Here is a 207-nt window from a genome sequence, read left to right as displayed (position 1 = left end):
CAAAGGCTTCGCGTGACTTGATTCGCTCTTCGTAAATGACCTGACCAAGGGCGTCTTCTCCGGCTATCTGGAACACGTTTTTGGCAAGATCTACAGCCACTGTTGAACAAGCCGACACATCGGCTGAAGACAAGGCGTTACTTTTGATCGTATGCTTTTTCATGGACTCGCCCTCGCTGTCGTTGGCTTCTTAAGAATGCCACCGTG

Annotated in this window: 1 pseudogene; it reads right to left on the bottom strand. The window is 50.2% G+C overall.

From position 1 onward, the window contains the following. A pseudogene (locus tag AO242_RS25455) lies at positions 1 to 163 on the bottom strand (IS110 family transposase); the annotation flags it as partial. Between the last annotated feature and the right edge of the window lie 44 nt (positions 164 to 207).

The organism is Pseudomonas sp. ICMP 561 (assembly GCF_002699985.1).
Classification (GTDB): Bacteria; Pseudomonadota; Gammaproteobacteria; order Pseudomonadales; family Pseudomonadaceae; genus Aquipseudomonas; species Aquipseudomonas quasicaspiana.
The sequence above is the reverse complement of the archived record's forward strand: the minus strand, read 5'-3'. Positions and strand labels throughout refer to the sequence as shown.